Raw genomic sequence first — 17,114 nt, forward strand, 5'->3', positions numbered from 1 at the left:
TTGTTGCCGCACTCGTCGAACGCGATCAGCCATTCAGGCTGCGCCTCGACGTAGTGACGGTTCGGATGCCCGAACAATACCCAGTGCTGGGCCGTGCTGTGCAGGAAATAACCATCCTCGATCAGCGCCGCGCTTTGCCGCACGAGCTGATAGACGAGGCGCTGGCTGTCGCGGTTGTCGGGCGACTGCACGGCGGATGCGTCGAGCACGCCGATCAGCTCGCCCGCGGGCGCGAAGATCGGCGATGCGCTGCAGGTGAGGGTCGTGAACGCGGCGCGGAAATGATCGGTCTTGTGCACGGTGATCGGCGCGAGATCCGTCAGCACGCTCGCCACGCCGCAGGTGCCTTCCTCGCTTTCCGACCAGCACGAGCCGATGTGCAGCCCCGCATGACGGAAATCGGTGCGGCGCTCGCGATCGATCCGGTAGTCGATCGTCACGCCGTGCGCATCGGTCAGCATCACGCAGTAGTCGGCGACGCGGATCATGTCGTGCAGGCGCGTCAGGCACTGGCCGGACGCGCGCAGGAAGGCCTCTTCCTTGTCGCGCACCTCGCGCAGTTCCGCCGCGGTCAGCACGCGCGGGCCGATCGACGACGCAGGGTCGAGCCGGTAGCGCTCGAGCGAGCGCTGCCACGACGACACGAGGCGGGGCGAATCGGCGGGCACGGGCAGGCGCCCGGCGAGCGCGCCGAGCACCCGGTCCGCGTGCTGGGTCTGGGGAACGACGTAGGGCATGGTCGGCTCCGGCTTCGGACGGCAGGGGTTTCGTCGTTCTTGTAGCACATCCGTCTCGGCCGATCACATTGCATCGCAGCACGAAATACGCGTGAGACGTTCGTCTCACCGGCATCTCACGCGGCTGAGACGCGCGGCGGCGCGTGATGTGACGCGCACGTGGCCGGGTTCGGAGCGTGCCGCGCCTGATTGCGCGCGGGCGTGCGGGCCGAGTCGCGTGGCGCGCGCATACGACGCGGGCGTCGCGAGCGGGTGCCGAAGCGTGAGACGCACCGGCGCTGTCGTCGACCCACACCCCATCGTTTCGCGCGGCGCCGATCGCGCACAGGTCCGCCGGGCCGGCGTTTGCGCGCGACCGGCGCGCGCTGCGTACACGGTGGCACGCCGCTTGCAGACATGTCTGGCAAGACCGGCGCATACGTGCCGGCGACAACGGATCCGCGGCCCGCGACGGCTGCGGACACCTTGCGTAGGACCGGATCAGGTGCTGAAGCACTCGCGCCGGTCGACCGCAAGGCATCGGACAGGAGACAAACCCGTGGCAACGCCCATTACCGTCGGCGTGATCGCGAATCCCGCATCCGGGCGCGACATCCGCCGCCTCACGACGCATGCGTCGGTGTTCCCGACGGCAGAGAAGGCGAACATGGTCGTGCGCCTGCTGGCCGGCCTTGGCGCGATGGGCGTCGAGCGTGTGCTGACGCTGCGCGACCGGACGGGCATCGCGACGCTGCTGTTGCGCGCGCTCGACTCGCATCGCGCGGTCGCGCCGCATGAGCGCTGGCCCGCCGTCGAATTCGTCGATCTGCCGATCACCGACAGCGTTGCCGACACGCATGCCGGCGCGGCCTGGATGCGCCGGATGGAAGTCGCGCTGATCGTCGTGCTCGGCGGCGACGGCACCCATCGCGCGGTTGCCGCGCATTGCGGCACGACGCCGCTCGTCGCGCTGTCCACCGGCACCAACAATGCATTCCCCGAACATCGCGAAGCGACCGTCGCCGGCGTTGCGGCCGGGCTCGCAGCGACCGGCGCGGTGCCGGCCGAGGTCGCGTTCACGCGCAACAAGCGGCTCGTCGTGCGCTGTGTCGAAGGCCCGCAGCCGGGCCGCGAGGACATCGCGCTGGTCGACGTGTGCGCGGCACGGCAGAGCTTCATCGGCGCGCGCGCGATTTCCGGCTCCGCCGACATCGATGCGCTCTACCTGACGTTTGCCGAGCCGGACGGCATCGGCCTGTCCGCGCTCGGCGGTGCATGGGCGCCGCTCGAGCGCAGCGCACCGCATGGCCTTGCGATGCGGTTCGCCGCAGAAGGCAAGACGGCCGGCACGCCGCTCGTCGCGCCGATCGCGCCGGGCCGCGTCGACCGGGTCGTGATGCGCAGTTGCGAGCGGCTCGAGCCGGGTGCGTGGCAGCCGATTCCGTTCGAGCGCGGCACGCTCGCGTTCGACGGCGAGCGCGAGCTCGAAGTCGCGCGCGGCGACCGCTACGAGATCGCGCTCGACTGGCGCGGGCCGCTCACGCTCGATGTCGGCCGCACGCTGCGCCATGCGGCGTCGCGGCAACTGCTGCGCGATGCGGGCGCGTACGGGCAAGCGGATTGAGCACGCGACCAATCGCGATTCCGACCACGATTCCAACCCACCAGGAGACAAGCGATGACGACATCCGGACGCGGGCCGCCGGCGCCCGCATGACGCGGCGCGCGGACCGGCACGGCCGCACGCGCCGTGCCTGACGCATCGCCGCCGAACCCATGCAGCACGCTGCCGCGACGTTCGTTGGCGCGGCGACATTTCAACGAGGAATCAAGGAGACACACATGACCGTTTCGACTCAGCTCAGCAGGGACACGCTGCTGGACGCGTACCGGCTGATGCGCACGATTCGCGAATTCGAGGAGCGCCTGCACGTCGAGTTCGCGACCGGCGAAATCCCCGGCTTCGTGCACCTGTATGCGGGCGAGGAGGCGTCCGCGGTCGGCACGATGATGCATCTCGGCGTCGCCGACTACGTCGCGACGACGCACCGCGGCCACGGCCACTGCATCGCGAAAGGCGTCGACGTGCACGGGATGATGGCCGAGATCTACGGCAAGAAGACGGGCGTCTGCCACGGCAAGGGCGGCTCGATGCACATCGCCGACCTGTCGATGGGGATGCTCGGCGCGAACGGCATCGTCGGCGCGGGCGGCCCGCTCGTGTGCGGCGCGGCACTCGCGGCGAAGCACCGGAACACGGGCGGCGTCGGCGTGTGCTTCTTCGGCGACGGCGCGTCGAACCAGGGCGTGATCTTCGAATCGATGAACCTCGCGTCGGTGTGGCGGCTGCCCGCGATCTTCGTCGCCGAGAACAACGGCTACGCGGAAGCGACGTCGGCGAGCTGGTCGGTCGCGACCGACAACATCGCCGACCGCGCGAACGGCTTCGGGATGCCCGGCGTGATCGTCGACGGCTTCGATTTCTTCGCGGTGCACGAGGCGCTCGCCGAAGCGGTCGAGCGGGCACGCGGCGGTGGCGGGCCGACGCTCGTCGAAGTGAAGTTCACGCGCTACTTCGGGCACTTCGAAGGCGACGCACAGACCTATCGCGCGCCCGGTGAAGTGCAGAAGCTGCGCGACGAGAAGGACTGCCTGAAGCATTTCGAGGCACGCGTCGTGCGAGCGGAGGCGCTGACGGTCGACGAATTGCGCGCGGTCGACGCCCAGGTGAAGGAGCTGATCGACGATGCGGTCGCGCAGGCGAAGGCCGCGCCGCTGCCGGATGCGGCCGACCTGCTGACCGACGTGTACGTGTCGTACCCGTGAGCGCCGCGCACTCGAACCGAACGTAGCGGCAAGCCGTAACGGCAATCCATAGCGGAAGGCCGCAAGAATCCCAGGAGACAGACATGGCAAGAAAGATTACCTATTCGCAGGCGATCAACGAAGCGCTCGCGCAGGAAATGGCGCGCGACGACAGCGTGATCGTGATGGGCGAGGACAACGCGGGCGGCGCGGGTGCGCCCGGCGAAGACGACGCGTGGGGCGGCGTGCTCGGCGTGACGAAAGGGCTGTTCCACAAGTTCCCGGGCCGCGTGCTCGACACGCCGCTGTCCGAGGGCGGCTATATCGGCGCGGCGGTCGGCGCGGCCGCATGCGGGATGCGGCCCGTCGCGGAGCTGATGTTCATCGATTTCATGGGCGTGTGCTTCGACCAGATCTTCAACCAGGCCGCGAAGTTCCGCTACATGTTCGGCGGCAAGGCCGTGACGCCGGTCGTGATCCGCGCGATGTACGGCGCGGGGCTGCGCGCGGCCGCGCAGCATTCGCAGATGCTGACGTCGCTGTTTACGCATATCCCGGGGCTGAAGGTCGTGTGCCCGTCGACGCCGTACGACGCGAAGGGGCTGCTGATCCAGTCGATCCGCGATAACGATCCGGTGATCTTCCTCGAGCACAAGCTGCTGTACACGCGCGAAGGCGACGTGCCTGAGGAATCCTATGCGATTCCGTTCGGCGAGGCGAACATCGTGCGCGATGGCGACGACGCGACGATCGTCACGTACGGACGCATGGTGCACGTCGCGATGGATGCGGCGGCGAAGCTCGCGAAGGACGGTATTCAGGTCGACGTGATCGACTTGCGCACGACGTCGCCGCTCGACGAGGACACGATCCTCGAAAGCGCGGAACGCACGGGGCGCGTGATCGTCGTCGACGAGGCGAATCCGCGCTGCTCGATCGCGACCGACATCGCCGCGCTGGTCGCGCAGCGCGCGTTCCGGTCGCTGAAGGCGCCGATCGAGCTCGTGACTGCGCCGCACACGCCGACGCCGTTCGCGAGCGTGCTCGAAGACCTGTACATCCCGTCCGCCGATGCGATCGCGCAGGCGGTGCTGAAAACGAGGAGCTGACACGATGTCGATTCACATGATCACGATGCCCAAGTGGGGGCTGTCGATGGAGCAGGGGCAGGTCAACGGCTGGCTGAAGGCGGTTGGCGAGCGGGTGACGAAAGGCGACGAGGTGCTCGACGTCGAGACCGACAAGATCTCGTCGGGCGTCGAATGCGCGTTCGACGGCACGCTGCGCCGGCAGGTCGCGCAGGAGGGCGATACGCTGCCGGTCGGTGCGCTGCTCGGCGTCGTCGCGGCGGAGCAGGCGAGCGACGCGGACATTGATGCGGCGATCGCCGAGTTCCAGCGCGACTTCACGCCGAGCGCGGCCGCCGACGATGCGGCCGGCCCGCAGCCCGAGAAGGCGCAGATCGGCGGGCGCACGGTGCGCTTCCTGAAGCTCGGCGACGGCGCGGGCACCCCCGCGGTGCTGATTCACGGCTTCGGCGGCGATCTGAACAACTGGCTGTTCAATCACGCGGAGCTGGCCGCGCACCGCCCCGTGTGGGCGCTCGACCTGCCGGGCCACGGCGAATCGGGCAAGGCGGTCGACACGGGCAGCCTCGACGAGCTGGCCGACGCGGTGCTGGCGCTGCTCGATGCGCAGGGCATCGAGCATGCGCACCTGATCGGCCATTCGATGGGCGGCGCGGTCGCGATGACGGCAGCGGAGCGCGCGCCTGACCGCGTCGCGTCGCTGACGCTGATCGCGAGCGCGGGCCTCGGCAGCGACATCGATCGTGACTATATCGACGGCTTCGTTGCCGGCAACAGCCGCAATACGCTGAAGCCGCATCTCGGCAAGCTGTTCGCGGACAGCGCGCTCGTCACGCGGCAACTGGTCGAGGATCTCGTCAAGTACAAGCGGCTCGAGGGCGTGCAGGCGACGCTTGAGAAGATCGCGTCGTCGGCGTTCGACGGCGTGACGCAGCGGCGCATCTTCCGCGACCGGCTCGCGGCGCTCGCGCCGCGCACGCTCGTGATCTGGGGCGAGCGCGACCAGGTGATCCCCGCGCATCACGCGCAGGGCCTGCCGGACGGCGTGCGCGCGGAAGTGCTCGCGGGCCGCGGGCACATGGTGCAGATGGAGGCGGCCGCCGACGTGAACCGCCTGATCGTCGCGTTCCTCGGAGACTGACGATGACAGCCGCGCTCGAACGACCCAGCCTGACGGCGCTCGGCCAGCCGGGCGCGCGCAGCCACGACAAGCTCGCGCGCATTCCGGTGCGCGTCGAGCCCGCGGCCGGCGCGGCGCTGCCGAAGCCGGCATGGCTGCGCGCGCGGCCGATGATGAGCGACAGCGTCGCCGCGATGGCGGCGGTGCTGCGCGAGCATCGGCTGCATTCCGTCTGCGAGGAAGCGATGTGTCCGAACATCGGCGAGTGCTTCGCGCAGCGCACCGCGACCTTCATGATCATGGGCGGACTGTGCACCCGGCGCTGCCCGTTCTGCGACGTCGCGCACGGGCGTCCGGATCCGCTCGATCCGGACGAGCCGGACCGGCTCGCGGACGCGGTCGCCGCGCTCGGGCTGCGCTACGTCGTGATCACGTCGGTCGACCGCGACGACCTGCGCGACGGCGGCGCCACGCATTTCGCCGCGTGCATCGCGGCGGCGCGCGCGCGCGTGCCGGGCATCGGCGTCGAGGTGCTGACGCCGGATTTCCGCGGCCGCGTCGCGCGGGCGCTCGATGCGCTGTCGGGTGCATGGCCGGACGTGTTCAACCACAACGTCGAGACGGTGCCGTCGCTATACCGGGCGGCCCGGCCGGGAGCCGACTATCGCGGCTCGCTCGACCTGCTCGCGCGCGCGAAAGGCGCGCGGCCGACGCTCGTGACGAAGTCCGGCCTGATGCTCGGGCTCGGCGAGCAGGACGACGAAGTGCGCGCGACGCTGCGTGACCTGCGCGCGCACGGCGTCGACGTGCTGACGCTCGGCCAGTATCTCGCGCCGTCCGCGCATCACTTGCCGGTGCGCCGCTACGTGAGCCCGGAAGCGTTCGCCGCGTGGCGCGAAGAGGGGTTGTCGCTCGGTTTCGCGGAGGTCGTCGCCGGCCCGCTCGTGCGTTCGTCGTATCATGCGGCGCAGGTGCTGCAGCACGCGTGACGGGCGGCCGGGCGAGCGTTCAGGCCGCGTCGCGCAGATAGGCGCGGCTGACGCGGCGCAGGTAGAGCGCGAGCCCGGCGCCCGCGAGCATCAGGCTCGCCATGTTCGCGAACCAGAAGCCGCGCGCGCCGGTCAGCCACGCGGGCGCGAGGCCGCCGACATCGAAGCCGAGCAGGTAGCCGCCGCCGAGCCCGACGCCCCACAGCGCGACCGCGTAGATGACGGTCGGCACGACCGCGACCTTGTACGCGCGCAGCACGAACGCGGACGTGATCTGCAGCGCGTCGAAGAAGTGATAGCAGGTGACGATCGTGACGAGCGGCATCGCGGCCGCGACAACCGCCGGATTCGGCGTATAGCCGCCGACGATCAGCGGGCGCAGCGCAAACAGGAGCACGCCGTACAGCGCGGCAATCCCGCACGCGAGCATCACGCCGTGCCGGCCCATCAGCCGTGCTTCGTCGTGCCGTTCGGCGCCGAGCGCGCGCGCGACCAGCGTCGACACGGCGACGCCGATCGACAGCGGCGTCATGTACAGCACCGCGGCAATGTTGCCGGCGATCTGGTGGCCGGCGAGCGTCGTCGTGCCGAACTGCGCGATGAACAGCGCCATGCACGTGTACGACGTGACCTCGATCAGGTACGACAGGCCCATCGGCACGCCGAGCTTCAGGATCGCCTTCAGGCGCGTCCAGACCGGCCAGCAGAAGCGCGAGAAGATCGCGAGCGGCGCGAACACGTCGAGCTTCGCGAGCAGCGTGAAGCCGATCAGCGCGAGCGCCCAGTTGATCAGCGTGCTCGCGAGCCCGCAGCCGGGGCCGCCGAGCGCCGGCATGCCGAACCCGCCGAAGATGAACCACACGTTCAGTGGAAACTTGAGCGCGAGCGCGCCGATCTGCAGGATCATCGCGAGGCGCGGCTTGCCGGCGGCATTGGTGAGCGCGTTGTAGATGCGGAACACGAGGCTCGCCGGCAGGCCGAACGACAGGATCCGCAGGTACATGACGGTGCGGTCGTGCAGCGCGGCCGGCGCGTGAGCGACGCGCAGCAGCGGCTCGGGGAAATGCAGCAGCAGGAAACCGGGGATCGCGAGCAGTGCGGCGAGCCACAGCGCCTGCCGCACTTCCTCGCCGATCTCGGCGTAGCGGCGCGCGCCGTAGAGCTGGCCCGTGATTGGCTGCAGCGCGGACAGGATGCCGGTGAGGCCGATATAGATCGACACGTAGATCGACGAGCCGAGCCCGAGCGCGGCGAGGTCGACGGCGGAGAAGCGGCCGACCATCGCAGTGTCGATCACGCCGAACGCGATGATCGCGAGCTGGCCGACGAGCACCGGCCACGCGAGGGCGACGATCCGGCGGAGGTCGGCGAGCATCGTCAATCCGCCGCCTGGCGACGCGGCGGGCGGCGCTTGACCGGCACCTTCGGCCGCTCGATCCGTTCGTAGAGGCGGAAGCGTTCGTCGCGGTCGGCGACGCGGCGGCCTTCCCAGACGAGGCGCCACACGTATTGCGACATCGAGCTCGGCTCGCCGAAATCGGCGCGGTCCTGGCGCAGGATCACATCGCAGTCGCCAGAGAAATCGAAACGCATGTTGCCGAAATACGCGAACGTCGCGATCTGCGCGTCGCCGAGCCGCACCGGCGAGATGCATTCGTAATCGGACGGCAGGTGCGCGGAGATCTGCTGCGCGACGTCGCGGTAGGTCCGGCCGTAGTTGACGATCGGCAGCCACAGCGTCATCAGCAGCACCCACATCAGCGTGGTGCCGGCGCCCGACAGCACGACGCTGCGCCACAGCACCTTCGGCTGTCGCGACACGCGCCATCTCGCGAGCACGAACCAGCAGACCGTCACCGCGACCGCGCAGATGAACGACAGCACGTTGAAGTGCGGTTCGTAGCCGGGCACGAGCCGCGCGAGGTTGCGCGCGAGCGGATGCGGGAAGCCGGTCAGCGAGGCGAGCCAGACGAGCCAGACGAAGCTGCCGAGGATCGTGAAGCTCAGCACCGCGAACCAGTCGATCGCATTGATCGCGCCGCGCTTGAGCGTCGGCAGCGCGAACGTCGCGAGCACCGCGAGCGGCGGCAGCAGCAGCATGTACATCCGGTTCGACTGCTGGCTCTGCAGGATCACGAGTGCGACGAGCGGCACCGCGACCGACAGCGGGATCGCGATGTGCGCGCGCCGGCGCATCCCGGCCCAGCTCCACCACGCCCAGATCGCGAGCGGCCATGCGGGCCACGTGAAGAGCGGCAGGTTCTTCGCCGCGTATGCGAGCACGGTGGTCGGCGGGCCCGAGAAACGCATCAGGCTGCCGTGCACCCACTGGTTGAAGAACCACGCGGCGTCGTCGGGTGCGGCAACCACCGCGGCGAGCGGCCACAGCGCGAAGATCGCAGCGGCGAGCGGCAGGCCGATCACGGGCAGGCGCAGGTTGCGCATCTCGGGCGTGACGAGCCACAACGCGGCGGTGCCGGTGATCAGCGCGACGACGAGCACCGGATTGCCCGACAGCGCGACGAGGCCGATCGCGAGCCCCCACCACAGCGCACCCTGCACGGGCTTGTCGATGCCGCGCACGATGCCGTACACGAGCACCGCGATCCACGCGAACTGTGCGAGCTGCGGCGTCGTTTCGTGGCCGCGTTCCGCGAGGCCGAAGCACGCGACGAGGATCAGCAGCGCGCCGTCGGCGAGCGTGCGTCCGTAGTCGCGCGGCTCAGGTTCGCCGCCGAATGCATACTTGAACGGCTGGACCTCGGCGCGACGGCCGAGCAGGTACGCGGTGTACCAGACGAATGCGCAGGCGACGCAGAACAGGATCCCGGTGTCGAACCGCGATGCATTGCTCGCGTCGACCCAGGGCCCGAGCGCGCGGATCGACAGCGCGCCGAGCCAGTAGCCGAGCGGCCCGTCGGTGGTGATGAACTTGCCGACGAGGTTCGGCAGCAGCCAGTCGTGCCAGCCGCCCTTGGCCATCGTCCACATCACGCCGAAGCCCGCCGCATCCTCGTTTTTCCACGGGTCGCGGCCGAACAGGCCGAACGCCGCATAGACGAGGCAGAGCGTGAGCAGCAGCCAGCGTGGCAGCGCGCGCGTGGCGGAGGCGGTGAGACGAACGACAGGCTTCATGCAGATCAGCGATTTGTTATGGGCGTGGCCCGCGCGATGCCGCGCGGCGAGCCGGTTTTGAGCATCCGGCATTGTAGACGCGCTGGCCGTTGCGCGTCAGCGGCGTTGCCCATGCGCTGGCCGCGGCGATCGGATGAGCAGAGACAAAAAAGGGCAGCCTGGGCTGCCCTTTTTGGTGCGGTACCGGTGCGTTGCAGCCACCGGATACGGTGCGAAGCTTACTTCGCGACCTTGCCGCTGGCGCGCGAGCCGAACTTGTTCTTGAACTTCTCGACGCGGCCGGCCGTGTCCATGATCTTCTGCTGGCCGGTGTAGAACGAGTGCGATTCCGACGACACTTCGATCTTGGCGAGCGGGTAGGTCTTGCCGTCGAGTTCGATGGTTTCACGCGTCTGGATCGTCGAGCGCGTCACGAACTTGAAGCCGTTCGACATGTCTTGGAAGACGACTTCGCGGTAATTCGGGTGGATGCCTTCTTTCATGGTCTTTCCTTGGTGTGAGCGGTAGCCAACCCGCCGCTTGCTGCTCCGATCCGCGCGGAATGCGCGTGTCGGCTGGCATCAAGCCCGGCGCGAGCCACTTGCCTAAGGTCGAAAAACGGGCATTATGCCAGAAAATCAGACGGTTGGCGAAGAATTTTCAGCGTGCGTCGAGCGCGCCCGTTCTGGCCGGATCCTGCCGGTAGTAGCGGGCGAGCAGCCGGTACAGCTCCGGGAATTCGGCCTCGAATGCGCGCGGCCGCACGAACAGTGCCTCGCTGCACACGGCAAAGAATTCCGACGGGTGATCGGCCGCATACGGATCGATCAGCGAATCCCGCTCGAAGCGCGCCCACGCGCGATCCGGCACCGCATCGACGCGCGCGCAGAACTGGTCGTACGCGTTTTCAAACACGTCGGCCCAGGCCTGCGCGTCGAGGTGCGGCGCGTGCCAGCGGCGAAAGAGGGGCGGATAGCCGTCGGCTGCGCCGTTGATCATGTCGATCATGTGCGCAAATTCATGGATTACGGGGTTGTAGGCGCTGTAGCCATCGGTGATCTGCGCATCCTCCCACGACAGGAACAGCTGTCCGCCTTCCCATGCCTCGCCGGCCGCCTCTTCCTCGACTTCGTGCACGACGCCGTTTTCGTCCTGCACGGTCTTGCGGATCAGGAAGCCGCCCGGGTACAGGACGATGTCGCTCCAGCCGTCGTACAGCGACAGATCGAGATTGAGCACCGGCAGACAGGCCTGCACGGCGATGCAGACGATCATCTCGTCGGTGAGCTCGAGCCCGTGCGCGGTCGAAAACGATTTCTGCGACAGGAACAGGCTCGTCAGCTCGCGCAGCCGGCCGAGTTCTTCCGGCGTCAGGTCGCCGAGGAACGGCAGTCGCTCGACGGTGTCCTGCCACAGCGCATCGGCAATCGGGTGGCTGCGCAGCGCGCGGTCGCGGCGGCGGTGATCGAGCCAGCGGGTCAGTTTTGAAAGCATGGAGACGGCAAGCGGGAGCCCAAAGCCAGTCTTTTAACTCAATCGATGTCTTTTTGCCATGCTGCGAAAATCCCGCCGCATATCGCGACGCCCGCGAGGAAATAGAAGCCGTCGAGCGACGCGAGGAACGATGCCTGCTGCGCGACCATCCGAGCGACCGTCGCGATCGCGAGTGCGTGCGCGTCGTGCAGCACATGGCCGGCGGCCGCGTAGCTGCGGGTCAGCGTATCGACCGTCTGCTGGAACAGCGGGTCGAATACGTTCGCGCGCTCGACGAGGCGCGTCTGGTGCACGGCGAGCCGATGCTGTTCGACGATGATCACCGATGCGGTCGCGAACGAGATCGTCAGCTGGCGCACGATGTTCTTGAGCCGGTAGCCGTGCGTGTACTCGTCGATCGCGAAGATCCGGAACGTCAGGTTCGCGACCGGCAGCACGATGAACAGCAGCAGCAGGCCGCGCAGCAGCAGCGGCAGGATCAGCGCCGCTTCGCCGACTTGCGGCGTCATGCGCGTCATGTACAGCGCGGCGAGCGCGGCGATCGCGAAACCCGGCACGATGATCCATTTCTTGTGCGTGACCAGCTTCGCGTAGCGCAGGTACGCGAACAGCGCGGTCGCGGAGATCAGCGACATCGTGCCGACGAGGCGCCCGGCGTTCTCGACCGGGTAGCCGAGGCCCGTCTCGAGGAAGCGGGAAGTCAGGTAGCTGAAGCCAGTCGACTCGTAGTAATAGAACATGTAGAGCAGCAGCCCGACCTGGAAGGTCCGCTCGCGGAACGCGTGCAGGCGCACGAGCGGCGTCGGGTGGTGCCACTGGTGATGCGCGAACCACGCGAGCGCGCCGAGGCCCGCGACCGTCAGCAGGATCAGCATCGGCGAGCCGCTGAACAGCTGGTAGCGCACCTGCTGCATGACGACCTGCAGCGCACCTTGCGCGAGCGCGAACACGACATACGGCCAGAAGTGCCCGGTGCCACGTTCGTCGTCGGGCGTGTTGCCGGTGTCGGGCAGCGTGAGCAGCGCGAGCGCCGCGAACGCGATGCCGGCGGGCGCCGTGCACGCGAACAGCGCGCGCCAGGTCGAGTGCGCGACGAGCAGGCCGCCGACGATCGGCGCGAGCGCGCTGCCTAGCAGGATCATGATCAGGAACGCGCGCGTCGCGGGCGGCCGTTGCTGCGGCGTGAAGCTGACCTGGATCAGGATCCGGCACGCGCCCATCATCGGCCCGATGAAGTAGCCCTGGAAGCCGCGCGCGAACGCGAGCTGCAGCGATGTATCGGCGAGCGCGGCGGCGATCGCGCCGAACGAGAACATCAGCATGCAGCCGGCGACATAGCGGCGATGCCCGAGGCGGTCGATCCACCATTGCTGCTGCAGGATGCCGAGCACGGCGGTGACCGCGTACGCGCTCGACGACCACACGAGTTCGTCCGGCGATGCGTTGATCCCGCCCGCGATGTAGCTCGCGAAGAACGAGAACGTCGCGTTGTCGAAATAATCGATGCCAGTGACGAGCGCGAGCGCCCACGGGAACAGGTCGGCGCGCAGGTTCGCGCGGCTCCACAGTGGCGGGCGGCCCGGCGTCGCGCTCATGCGCGGCTCTTGCGCGAGCGGCGCTCGCTCGCCTCGGCCCGCCGCTGCGCGATCAGCGCATCGGCGTTTTCGCCGGCGAGACGCCGCTCGACGTAGTCGATGTCGTGCTGCAGTTCCTTGCGCAGCGCGATTGCTTCCTTCAGTTCGCGCTCGACTGCCGCGATGCGCCGGTCGAGCGTATCGATTTGCGCGGCGAGGCCCGTGCGGATGTCGCGCAGCGACGCGTCCGAATAGCGGCGGCGGCCGTCGCCCGTTTCTTCGATCGGCCGCTTCAGCATTTCGGTGATCCCGTGCAACGAGAAGCCGAGCGCGCGCAGCCGCAGGATTCGCGCGAAGCGCTCGAGATCGGCTTCGTCGTAGAGGCGGTAGCGACCCTCGCTGCGCGATGGCGTGACGAGCCCGCGCTCCTCGTAGTACTTCAGCGTGCGCGGCGTGACGCCGAGCCGCGCAGCGGCGTCGCTCACGGTCAGCAGCGGGGTGGGGGCGTCGGTCGTCATCGGAGCGGGGGTGTTGGGTTGGGGCGACGGGATCGATTATAGAACAACGTGTACGTTCACGTTCAGGTTGGCGCGAAAAAACGGCCGCCGGGCGAAACGCGCGGGCGGCCGTCGTATCCGCTGCAGAGGCGATCAGCCGCCGCGGCGCATCAGGTCGAAGAACTCGGAGTTGCTCTTCGTCTGGCGGATCTTGTCGAGCAGGAATTCCATTGCCTCGACTTCGTCCATGTCGTGGATGAACTTGCGCAACACCCAGATCTTTTGCAGGATCTCGGGCTTGATCAGCATCTCTTCGCGACGCGTGCCGGACTTGTTCAGGTTGATCGACGGATACACGCGCTTTTCCGCGAGACGGCGCTCGAGGTGCACTTCCATGTTGCCGGTGCCCTTGAACTCTTCGTAGATCACGTCGTCCATGCGGCTGCCGGTTTCGATCAGCGCGGTGCCGATGATCGTCAGCGAGCCGCCTTCCTCGATGTTGCGCGCCGCGCCGAAGAAGCGCTTCGGGCGCTGCAGCGCGTTTGCGTCGACACCACCCGTCAGCACCTTGCCCGACGCCGGGATCACGGTGTTGTAGGCGCGTGCGAGACGCGTGATCGAGTCGAGCAGGATCACGACGTCGTGCTTCATTTCGACGAGGCGCTTGGCCTTCTCGATCACCATTTCGGCGACCTGCACGTGACGCGTGGCCGGTTCGTCGAACGTCGACGCGATCACTTCGCCGGCGACCGAGCGCTGCATTTCGGTCACTTCTTCAGGACGCTCGTCGATCAGCAGCACGAACAGGATCACGTCTGGGTGGTTCTGCTTGATCGCGTGCGCGATGTGCTGGAGCATCACGGTCTTGCCGGACTTCGGCGACGCGACGAGCAGGCCGCGCTGGCCCTTGCCGATCGGCGCGATCATGTCGATGATGCGGCCCGTGACGTTCTCTTCGCCGCGCATCTCGCGTTCGAGCGACAGCGGCTTGTTCGGGTGCAGCGGCGTGAGGTTCTCGAACATGATCTTGTGTTTCGAGGCCTCGGGCGGCTGCCCGTTGACTTTGTCGACCTTCACCAGCGCGAAGTAGCGCTCGCCGTCCTTCGGCGTGCGGACTTCACCTTCGATCGTGTCGCCGGTGTGCAGGTTGAAGCGGCGGATCTGCGACGGGCTGATATAGATGTCGTCGGTGCTCGCGAGGTACGACATTTCCGGCGAGCGGAGGAAGCCGAAGCCGTCCGGCAGCACTTCGAGCGTGCCGTCGCCGAAGATCGTCTCTCCCGTCTTGGCGCGCTTTTTGAGAATGGCGAACATCAACTCCTGCTTGCGCAGGCGGTTCGCGTTTTCGATCTCCAGGCCGTTGGCCATTTCGATCAATTCGGACACGTGCAGAGACTTGAGCTCGGATAAATGCATACGGAGATCCCGCCAGGGAGGAGAAGCGACGAAAGAAATAAGGGAGGAGGGCGAGCGGAAGCGCTCAGAGACTTAAATGCGTCTTGTAGACGTTTTTTAATTCTAGCATACGCCGATTCGCGCTTGAGCGGCCGATCGGCGGCTTCGCGGCGGACGTGTTGCCGGTTGACAACACGTCCGCGAACTTGCGGGCTGGTGCCGGTATTACAGGTGGCTGTCCAGGAACGCGGTGAGTTGCGACTTCGACAGCGCGCCGACCTTCTGTGCGGCCGCGGCGCCGTTCTTGAACAGGATCAGCGTCGGGATGCCGCGCACGCCGAACTTCGCGGGCGTCGCCTGGTTGTCGTCGACGTTGATCTTCGCGATCTGCAGCTTGTCGCCGTAATCCTTCGCGACTTCGTCGAGGATCGGGGCAATCATCTTGCACGGGCCGCACCATTCGGCCCAGAAATCGACGAGCACGGGCTTGTCGGATTTGACGACGTCCTGTTCGAACGATGCGTCGCTGATGTGTTTGATCTGTTCGCTCATTTGGTCAATACCTCTTTCGGTTCGGGGACTGCCTGCTTGGCGCCTTGCGGCGCGCCGACGCCCGGCGGGCTGCCGGCCGCTGCGGCAGGTAGCTCCGCCTCTCCGGAACAGAAGGGCGTAAGCGCTGCTTACCGCGGCTCGCGGGTCATTCGGGCGTCATATTAGCCTAAATTGCTATCTGTTGCGGGCGGCGATAGTAGCCGCTATGCAAGTAGGGGTACGACGCGCCGATGACCGTTGCGCGATGCAGATGGAGGCCGGCACGCAAATTACAAGGGGGCGGGCGCACCGGCACGCGCGTGTGCCGGTATCTGCACATTCGTGCGAATAAACGGTCGCATTCGCTCGCAAGCGATGATAGAATGCGACGTGACGGGCCTCCTCGCATGGTGGGCCGGTGAACCTGGTCAGGTCGGGAACGAAGCAGCCACAACTGTTTTCCGCCAGTGCCGAGGGTCGGGCTCGTCACCTTCCTTCTCGCCCCGTTCGCAGGGCGTTTTTTATTTCCGCGTCTTTCTCATTTTTTCCCGCCGCATTGCGTCTGCGCGTTGCCTGTTTTCCGCCCGCAATCCGTACCGTTTCGCGTGTCGGCGCGACGCAGCGTTGCTGATACAATTTCCCGATGACCTATCAAGTTCTCGCACGCAAGTGGCGTCCGAAGGATTTCGCTTCGCTCGTCGGCCAGGAGCACGTCGTCAGGGCGCTCACGCACGCGCTCGATGGCGGGCGTCTCCATCACGCCTATCTGTTTACCGGAACCCGTGGCGTCGGCAAGACGACGCTGTCGCGGATCTTCGCGAAAGCGCTCAATTGTGAAACCGGCGTCACGTCGCAGCCGTGCGGCGTGTGCCGCGCGTGCCGCGAGATCGACGAAGGCCGCTTCGTCGATTACGTCGAGATGGATGCCGCGAGCAACCGCGGCGTCGACGAAATGGCCGCGCTGCTCGAGCGTGCCGTGTACGCGCCCGTCGATGCGCGCTTCAAGGTCTACATGATCGACGAAGTGCACATGCTGACGAACCACGCGTTCAACGCGATGCTGAAGACGCTCGAGGAGCCGCCGTCGCACGTCAAGTTCATTCTCGCGACGACCGACCCGCAGAAGATTCCCGTCACGGTGCTGTCGCGCTGCCTGCAGTTCAACCTGAAGCAGATGCCCGCCGGGCATATCGTGTCGCACCTCGAGCACATTCTCGGCGAAGAGCGGATTGCATTCGAGTCGCAGGCGCTGCGCCTGCTCGCGCGCGCCGCGCAGGGCAGCATGCGCGACGCGCTGTCGCTGACCGACCAGGCGATCTCCTATTCGGCGAACGAGGTGACGGAGTCGGCCGTGTCGGGGATGCTCGGCGCGCTCGACCAGACCTACATGGTGCGCCTGCTCGACGCGCTCGCGGCCGGCGACGGCCCCGAAGTTCTCGCGATCGCCGACGAGATGTCGCTGCGCAGCCTGTCGTTCTCGACCGCGCTGCAGGATCTCGCGAGCCTGCTGCACCGGATCGCATGGGCGCAGTTCGCGCCGGGTTCGGTGCTCGACGAATGGCCGGAGGCGGCCGACCTGCGCCGTTTCGCGGATACGCTGAGTCCGGAGCAGGTGCAGCTGTTCTATCAGATCGCGACGGTCGGACGCGCGGAACTGGGCCTTGCGCCGGACGAGTACGCGGGCTTCACGATGACGCTGCTGCGGATGCTCGCGTTCGAACCGGCCGCGAGCGCCGGCAGCGCGCCGGTCGGCCTGCCATCGGCGCCGCGCGCGGTGCCGGGGCCGCGGGC

15 protein-coding genes and 1 other RNA gene are annotated in these 17,114 nt (G+C 67.6%); 7 read left to right on the forward strand and 9 right to left on the reverse strand.

Going from position 1 to position 17,114, the window contains the following annotated elements; genetic code table 11:
• Nucleotides 1-737: GAF domain-containing protein (locus G3N94_RS32630; protein ID WP_205797688.1), on the reverse strand; the 737-nt coding region annotated here is incomplete at its 3' end.
• 538 nt (nucleotides 738-1,275) lie between these two features.
• On the opposite strand from G3N94_RS32630, the gene G3N94_RS32635 reads away from it, so the two are divergent.
• The 5 genes from G3N94_RS32635 to lipA all read left to right on the forward strand — a co-directional run bounded on the left by G3N94_RS32635 (nucleotide 1,276) and on the right by lipA (nucleotide 6,718).
• Nucleotides 1,276-2,340: an NAD(+)/NADH kinase gene (locus G3N94_RS32635; RefSeq protein ID WP_205797690.1), complete on the forward strand. Its 1,065-nt coding sequence runs from the start codon at nucleotides 1,276-1,278 to the stop codon at nucleotides 2,338-2,340.
• Between the two features lie 218 nt (nucleotides 2,341-2,558).
• A complete protein-coding gene (locus G3N94_RS32640) occupies nucleotides 2,559-3,542 on the forward strand; it encodes a thiamine pyrophosphate-dependent dehydrogenase E1 component subunit alpha (RefSeq protein WP_205797692.1) in 984 nt (327 codons plus the stop codon).
• Nucleotides 3,543-3,625: 83 nt separating this feature from the next.
• On the forward strand, nucleotides 3,626-4,630 hold the full coding sequence (locus tag G3N94_RS32645) for an alpha-ketoacid dehydrogenase subunit beta (RefSeq protein ID WP_205797694.1): 1,005 nt from the start codon (nucleotides 3,626-3,628) through the stop codon (nucleotides 4,628-4,630).
• Nucleotides 4,631-4,634: 4 nt separating this feature from the next.
• On the forward strand, nucleotides 4,635-5,750 hold the full coding sequence (locus tag G3N94_RS32650) for an acetoin dehydrogenase dihydrolipoyllysine-residue acetyltransferase subunit (RefSeq protein WP_205797696.1): 1,116 nt from the start codon (nucleotides 4,635-4,637) through the stop codon (nucleotides 5,748-5,750).
• Between the two features lie 2 nt (nucleotides 5,751-5,752).
• A complete protein-coding gene (gene lipA, locus G3N94_RS32655) occupies nucleotides 5,753-6,718 on the forward strand; it encodes a lipoyl synthase (protein WP_205797698.1) in 966 nt (321 codons plus the stop codon).
• A 19-nt stretch (nucleotides 6,719-6,737) separates the two neighbouring features.
• Here the strand turns inward: lipA and G3N94_RS32660 are convergent, their stop codons facing one another.
• The 8 genes from G3N94_RS32660 to trxA form a co-directional block, all read right to left on the reverse strand.
• Nucleotides 6,738-8,093, reverse strand: a complete 1,356-nt coding sequence (locus tag G3N94_RS32660) for an MATE family efflux transporter (protein WP_205797700.1) — start codon at nucleotides 8,091-8,093, stop codon at nucleotides 6,738-6,740.
• Between the two features lie 2 nt (nucleotides 8,094-8,095).
• Nucleotides 8,096-9,925, reverse strand: a complete 1,830-nt coding sequence (locus tag G3N94_RS32665; RefSeq protein ID WP_205797702.1) for a glycosyltransferase family 39 protein — start codon at nucleotides 9,923-9,925, stop codon at nucleotides 8,096-8,098.
• Between the two features lie 146 nt (nucleotides 9,926-10,071).
• Nucleotides 10,072-10,335 carry a type B 50S ribosomal protein L31 gene (locus tag G3N94_RS32670; protein WP_124601915.1) on the reverse strand — a complete coding sequence of 88 codons (264 nt, stop codon included), beginning with the start codon at nucleotides 10,333-10,335 and terminating at the stop codon, nucleotides 10,072-10,074.
• A gap of 157 nt (nucleotides 10,336-10,492) precedes the next feature.
• On the reverse strand, nucleotides 10,493-11,326 hold the full coding sequence (locus tag G3N94_RS32675; RefSeq protein WP_205797704.1) for a M90 family metallopeptidase: 834 nt from the start codon (nucleotides 11,324-11,326) through the stop codon (nucleotides 10,493-10,495).
• A 38-nt stretch (nucleotides 11,327-11,364) separates the two neighbouring features.
• On the reverse strand, nucleotides 11,365-12,921 hold the full coding sequence (locus G3N94_RS32680) for an MFS transporter (protein ID WP_205797706.1): 1,557 nt from the start codon (nucleotides 12,919-12,921) through the stop codon (nucleotides 11,365-11,367).
• Nucleotides 12,918-13,418, reverse strand: coding sequence for a MerR family transcriptional regulator (locus tag G3N94_RS32685; protein ID WP_205797708.1), 501 nt, complete (start codon nucleotides 13,416-13,418; stop codon nucleotides 12,918-12,920). Before G3N94_RS32685 ends, G3N94_RS32680 begins: the two co-directional genes overlap by 4 nt.
• A 132-nt stretch (nucleotides 13,419-13,550) precedes the next feature.
• Nucleotides 13,551-14,813 carry a transcription termination factor Rho gene (rho, locus tag G3N94_RS32690; RefSeq protein WP_006478662.1) on the reverse strand — a complete coding sequence of 421 codons (1,263 nt, stop codon included), beginning with the start codon at nucleotides 14,811-14,813 and terminating at the stop codon, nucleotides 13,551-13,553.
• Between the two features lie 204 nt (nucleotides 14,814-15,017).
• Entirely contained in the window at nucleotides 15,018-15,344 is a 327-nt protein-coding gene (trxA, locus tag G3N94_RS32695; protein WP_006402348.1) for a thioredoxin TrxA, read from the reverse strand.
• Between the two features lie 371 nt (nucleotides 15,345-15,715).
• On the opposite strand from trxA, the gene ffs reads away from it, so the two are divergent.
• Together ffs and dnaX are read left to right on the forward strand one after the other, a co-directional pair.
• Nucleotides 15,716-15,814, forward strand: an RNA gene (ffs, locus tag G3N94_RS32700) — signal recognition particle sRNA small type.
• Nucleotides 15,815-15,966: 152 nt separating this feature from the next.
• Nucleotides 15,967-17,114: DNA polymerase III subunit gamma/tau (gene dnaX / locus G3N94_RS32705; RefSeq protein ID WP_205797710.1), on the forward strand; the 1,148-nt coding region annotated here is incomplete at its 3' end.

The organism is Burkholderia sp. Ac-20353, assembly GCF_017104785.1.
GTDB lineage: Bacteria > Pseudomonadota > Gammaproteobacteria > Burkholderiales > Burkholderiaceae > Burkholderia.